The organism is Paraburkholderia sp. Ac-20347, from assembly GCF_017104805.1.
Classification (GTDB): domain Bacteria; phylum Pseudomonadota; class Gammaproteobacteria; order Burkholderiales; family Burkholderiaceae; genus Paraburkholderia; species Paraburkholderia tropica.
This window is the reverse complement of record NZ_JAAGPN010000392.1, coordinates 1-5,625: the sequence shown is the minus strand read 5'-3', so window position 1 is coordinate 5,625 and position 5,625 is coordinate 1. Positions and strand designations below refer to the sequence as shown.

Sequence of the window (5,625 nt, the reverse complement as noted above, 5' to 3'; positions counted from 1 at the left end):
CCCTGGACGATGCGCTCGCGCGGCCGCGTGCCGGAGTCGTCGCAGAGGCAGGTCCAGAACGCCGCGATCGCCGACCAGCAGAGCAGCGGCGCGTGCCACGCCGCCGCGAGCACGGCGGGCGCGGCGCAGATCAGCCCGCCGCGCACCGATTCGGAGAACGGCAGCCGGTGGCGGCCATGCGAGAGGGAACGCAGGAGCGCGGCGCGCCCGGCCATCGAAAAGATCATGCGCGTCCTCGTCGAACTAGCTGGCCACGCGCGGTTGGCGCACCGGCACGACGGTCAGCGAACGGATGCCTTGCGCGCCGCGAACCAGCACGCCCTCGATATCGGCGGTCGCGGACGGCCCGCTCATCAGCACCGCATAGCGCGCCTCGAAAAAATCGCGTCGCCGGTAAGCATGATGCAGATTGCCGACGATCTGGTCGGGATCGAGCAGCGCCACCAGATGCTGCGGCAGATAGCCGAGCGCATTGACGCGATACTCGTGCTCGCTGAGCCAGATCGAACCGGTTTCCGCCACCGCGAACGCGGGGCGCACGATGCCGACGTCGACGTCCGCGAGGTCGTGCGGACGCGCGATGGCGTCGAGCTCGCGCGTGCCGCGCACTTCGGGCGTGGCCGAGCAGATCACGCGCGCCTCGGGAAAGCGCGTGCGGATGAAGGCGTCGAGATCGCCGTCGGCGGGCGGTTCGCACCAGACGCCGCCGAGCCGCGCAAGCGAGGTCTTGAAGGTGTCGAGCGCCGCTTCGGGCGGCGTGTCGTAGGTCGGCACCGTCGGCAGCGGACGCGCGGCGCGCCCGACTTCGCGCAGACGGGAAAGAATGGCGTCGCGGCTACTCATGACTTGTTCCTCTTGTTGTGTTTCAGATACCAGTCGCGGAAGGTCTGCTTCGGCGCGTCGGGTAGCTCGCGCTGCTTGCCCCATGCGTTGAGCGGATTGTAGAGCACCGCGCGCGGCAATGTCGCAACGGCTTTGCCCGCGCCCTTGATGGCCGCGCGATAGAGCTTCGGATGCGCGAGCACCTGACCGGCGACTTTCATCGCCTCGCGTTTGACGAACGGGAGTTCGTGCTGCTCGGCGATGATCTGCCGCCATTTGTAAATCTGCTCGTGAATATTGATTTTGACGGGGCAGACGTTGGTGCAACTGCCGTTGAGCGTGGACGCGAACGGCAGCGCGCTGTACTTCTTCAGATCGAAGGTGGGATTGATAATCGCGCCGATCGGCCCGGAATACACGCCGCCATAACTGAGTCCGCTGCTGCGCCGGTACACGGGACAGGTATTCATGCACGCGCCGCAGCGAATGCATTTGAGCGAATACCAGAAGTCGTCCATCGCGAGACGTTCGGAGCGGCCATTATCGACGAGCACGAAATGCATTTCGCCGCCGTCGCGCGGGCCGCGAAAATGCGAGGTGTATTGCGTGATCGGCGAACCGAGTGCGTTGCGCGAAAGCATGCGCACAAATACACCCAGATGTTCGAGTTTCGGAATCAGCTTTTCGATGCCGATCGACGCAATATGCAGCGGCGGCACGTTGGCGCTCAGATCGGCATTGCCTTCGTTGGTGCAGACGGTGATGCCGCCGGTTTCCGCCACCGCGAAATTGCAGCCGGTCATGCCTGCGTCGGCGCGCAGAATGCGCGGGCGCGTGGCCTGGCGTTGCGCTTCGGCGAGTTTGGGAATATCGCTTTCATTCGGATCGGTGCCGAATTTGTTCGCGAAGGTTTTGGCCACATCGGTGGCGAGTTTATGCACGGCGGGCACGACGATATGCGAGGGCATCTGGTCGTCGAGTTGCTGGATCTGTTCGCCAAGATCGGTTTCCACCACCGCAATGCCACGCGCCTCCAGATACGGGCGCATTTCGCATTCCTCGGTCAGCATCGACTTGCTCTTGACCAGCAGGCGCGCGCCGCGCGAACGCAGAATCTGATGGACGATGCGGTTATGTTCCTCCGCGTCTTTGGCCCAATGCACGGTCACGCCGTTCGCTGTGGCGTTGCGCTCGAATTCCTCCAGATAATCGGGCAAATGTGTGAGCGTATGTTCCTTGATCGCCGAAGCGAGCGAACGCAGCGCCTCCCATTCGGGAATGCCGTGCACTTCCACGTCGCGCGCGGAGCGCAAATCCCACAGACGCTTGTCGTGAAACGCAATATGTTTTTCGTCGGCGATAAACGTTTTCGAATACGCCGCGTGATCGACGCGCTTCATGCCGTGGCTCCGTTGAGAATCTGGGCGATGTGAATGAACTTGAGGCCGAGACCGAGGCGATCCGAACAGCCTTTCTGGTGCATCAGGCATGACGAATCGGCCGAGACGATATATTCGGCGCCGTTACGCTGATGGTCGCGAACCTTGTCGCCGCCCATGCGTGCGGATACGGGCTCTTCGGAAACGCAGAAGGTGCCGCCGAAACCGCAGCATTCATCGGGCCGATCTGGCTTGATGAACTCGATGCCTTCGACGTTGTTCAGCAGCGCGAGCGGTTTCGAAAAGAACGGTTCGTCGATTTCCGACATGCTTGCCGTGCGCAGCGCACGCAGCGTGCCGCAACTATTGTGTAGCCCGACCTTGTGGGGAAACGACGCCCACGGAAATTCGCGCACCTGCAAGACGTCGTGAATGAATTCGACGAGTTCGTAGGTATTGCGGCGCACGGCGTGCGTGTCGCGTGTCTGATCGGCGGCCGTGAGGTGGTCGCGCACGTGATGCACGCAACTGCCGCTCGGCGAGACGATGTAATCGTAGCCGGCGAAATTGCGCACGAAGAGATTTTCGGTGGCGGCGGCCTGCTTTTCGCAGCCGCTATTGCCCATGGGCTGACCGCAACAGGTCTGATCCAGCGGATAGTCGACGGAGCAGCCCAGGCGCTCCAGCAATTGCAGGGTGGCGACGCCCACTTCGGGGAAGAAAGCGTCGATAAAACACGGAATAAACAGCGCGACTTTCATGGCATCGGCTCCTCGAACTGAACCTGCGGAAAGCGAGCCGTCGGCACGCCCGGATGCAGGGGAATGAGCAGTGTGCCGGTGCGCGATTGCGAGGGCATTTCGCGCCGGAGCGCGTGGATTACATTCGTAACACGGCGTGTAATCGAGTGTGTCGGGGATTCAATCCACGCCCGGATCGTTGAGCGATTTGAGATTCACCTTTCACAATCGGATGGCGTTGAATAAAAGGGCTTTCTCTACAATACAAACTCAATTCAGTAGCATGGAGCCAATGCATGGGCCACTCCAGATCCAGAAAAAACAGTCGCCAGGGAGTGACCCGCAGCAAGCTGTTGCCGCTCTCCGGCGCGATGGTGCAGGCTACCTCGCTGCAAAACCATCTTGCGCTCGAAGCGCTGCGCAGCCGCCACGGCGCAAGTCTGCACGTGACGTTTCTGTTTCGCGCGGTTTACCTGACGTATCTGATGAGCGACGTGAGCGATCAAAGCAGCGAGATCGACGTGTTTCAGGAAGCCGAAGCCGCGTTGTGCCGCTGTAGCAGCCGCGCGGAAGATCAGGGCGCGTGGCATTTGAACGATGCGGAAATCGAAGCGCTCAAGACGGTGCTGAGCCTGCACGACTGGCAGCTCCAAACCGTGCCTGCGCATCGGTATGAATCGTCATGCGCTCATCTGCTGAACTTCGTGATGAATGGCGACCGCTCGGTGATTCCCGCTTTGATACCCGCTTGCGAAATCGTGGATTGAAGTTTTTCGTTGCATAAAAAAACGCCCCGGCAGGATCAAACTGCCGGGGCGTTTCTTATTGCCGTTCGTTTTTTTACACCGCGCGGCGCACCATCAATTCCTTGATCTTGCCGATGGCTTTGGTCGGATTCAAACCCTTCGGGCACACGTCCACGCAATTCATGATCGTGTGGCAGCGGAACAGGCGATACGGATCTTCGAGATTATCCAGACGCTCGCCGGTGGCTTCGTCGCGGCTATCCGCGATAAAGCGGTAAGCCTGCAGCAAACCCGCCGGGCCGACGAATTTATCCGGATTCCACCAGAAACTCGGACACGACGTCGAGCAGCTTGCGCACAGAATACATTCGTACACGCCGTCGAGTTCGTCGCGTTGATCCGGAGTTTGCAGCCGCTCTTTTTCGGGCGGCGGCGTATCGTTGATCAGATACGGTTTGATCGAGTGATACTGATTAAAGAAGTGCGTCATGTCCACGATCATGTCGCGCACGACCGGCAGGCCCGGCAACGGACGCAGCACGATTTTCTGCGGCAGATCGTTCAGGTTCGTCAGGCACGCGAGACCGTTCTTGCCGTTGATGTTCATGGCGTCGGAACCGCACACGCCTTCGCGGCACGAGCGACGGAACGACAGCGTTTCGTCCACTTCCTTGAGCTTGACCAGCGCGTCGAGCAGCATGCGCTCGTGCGTGAGATCCAGCTCGTAGGTTTGCATGCGCGGCGCGGCGTCCTTGTCGGGATCGTAGCGATAGACTTCAAAAATGCGTTTAGCCATTTTCCAGTTCCTTGTGACAGGCGTGCGCGATCAGAACGTACGCGGCTTCGGCGGCACCGACGCGACGCTCATCGGCTGCATCTGCACCGGCTTGTAGTCGAGGCGATCGCCTTTGCTGTACCACATCGTGTGGCGCAGCCAGTTCTGATCGTCGCGTTCCTTGTGCTCGCTCGGCGCGTGCGCGCCGCGGCTTTCCTTGCGCGCTTCCGCCGAGACCATCGTCGCGCGCGCGACCTCGATCATGTTCGCCACTTCGAGCGCTTCCACGCGCGCCGTGTTGAACACCTTCGACTTGTCTTTCAGATGCAGATCGCCGACGCGCTGCGCCACCTCACCGATCATCTTGACGCCTTCGGCCATGAGTTTTTCGGTGCGGAACACGCCCGCATGATTCTGCATGGTCGAGCGGATATCGCGCGCCACGGCCTGCGTGTGCTCGCCCGATGCTGATCTTTCGAGTTGGTTCAAACGCGAGAGGGCGAAGTCGGCGGCATCGGCGGGCAGCGGCTTGTGGCTGCGAATGTTTTTCACATGATCGATGATGTGATTGCCTGCCGCGCGGCCGAACACCACGAGATCGAGCAGCGAATTCGTACCGAGACGATTCGCGCCGTGCACCGAGACGCACGAGCATTCGCCCACGGCGTAGAAACCGTTGATCGGATCCTTGAAGCCCTTCGACGTGCCCACGACCTGGCCATGAACATTGGTGGGAATGCCGCCCATCTGATAGTGGATGGTGGGCACGACCGGAATCGGCTCCTTGATCGGATCGACGTTGGCAAAGCGAATGGCGATTTCGCGAATCGAAGGCAGACGCTTCATGATCGTGTCCGCGCCGATGTGCGAGAGATCGAGCAGAATATGATCCTGCTTCGGACCCACGCCACGGCCTTCGATAATTTCTTGCCCCATCGAACGCGAAACAAAGTCACGCGGCGCCAGATCCTTCAGCGTCGGCGCGTAACGTTCCATGAAACGCTCGCCATTCGAATTACGCAGAATGCCGCCTTCGCCGCGCACGCCTTCGGTAATCAGCACGCCCGCGCCGGCCACGCCGGTCGGGTGGAATTGCCAGAATTCCATGTCCTGCAGCGCGATGCCCGAACGCGCGGCCATGCCCAGACCGTCGCCCGTGTTGA

General features: G+C 61.0%; 7 protein-coding genes. 1 reads left to right on the top strand and 6 read right to left on the bottom strand.

Features of this window, described 5'->3' with window-relative positions; translation table 11 throughout:
- From G3N97_RS36075 to G3N97_RS36060, 4 genes are all read right to left on the bottom strand, one after another.
- A partial coding sequence (locus tag G3N97_RS36075; protein WP_205997587.1) for a hypothetical protein occupies positions 1 to 227 on the bottom strand: 227 nt, incomplete at its 3' end.
- A 16-nt stretch (positions 228 to 243) separates the two neighbouring features.
- Positions 244 to 843, bottom strand: a complete 600-nt coding sequence (locus G3N97_RS36070; protein ID WP_065059632.1) for an LUD domain-containing protein — start codon at positions 841 to 843, stop codon at positions 244 to 246.
- Positions 840 to 2,222: a lactate utilization protein B gene (locus G3N97_RS36065; protein ID WP_205997586.1), complete on the bottom strand. Its 1,383-nt coding sequence runs from the start codon at positions 2,220 to 2,222 to the stop codon at positions 840 to 842. Before G3N97_RS36065 ends, G3N97_RS36070 begins: the two co-directional genes overlap by 4 nt.
- The gene (locus tag G3N97_RS36060) at positions 2,219 to 2,962 is read right to left on the bottom strand and encodes a (Fe-S)-binding protein (protein WP_205997585.1); all 744 of its coding nucleotides are present in this window, start codon (positions 2,960 to 2,962) and stop codon (positions 2,219 to 2,221) included. Before G3N97_RS36060 ends, G3N97_RS36065 begins: the two co-directional genes overlap by 4 nt.
- Before the next feature lie 314 nt (positions 2,963 to 3,276).
- Between G3N97_RS36060 and G3N97_RS36055 the strand changes: the two genes are divergently transcribed.
- On the top strand, positions 3,277 to 3,708 hold the full coding sequence (locus G3N97_RS36055) for a hypothetical protein (protein ID WP_205997584.1): 432 nt from the start codon (positions 3,277 to 3,279) through the stop codon (positions 3,706 to 3,708).
- A 73-nt stretch (positions 3,709 to 3,781) separates the two neighbouring features.
- On the opposite strand, the gene G3N97_RS36050 is transcribed toward G3N97_RS36055, so the two are convergent.
- Entirely contained in the window at positions 3,782 to 4,483 is a 702-nt protein-coding gene (locus tag G3N97_RS36050) for a succinate dehydrogenase iron-sulfur subunit (RefSeq protein WP_205997583.1), read from the bottom strand.
- Between the two features lie 30 nt (positions 4,484 to 4,513).
- On the bottom strand, positions 4,514 to 5,625 hold a 1,112-nt coding region (locus tag G3N97_RS36045; RefSeq protein ID WP_205997582.1), incomplete at its 5' end, for an FAD-binding protein.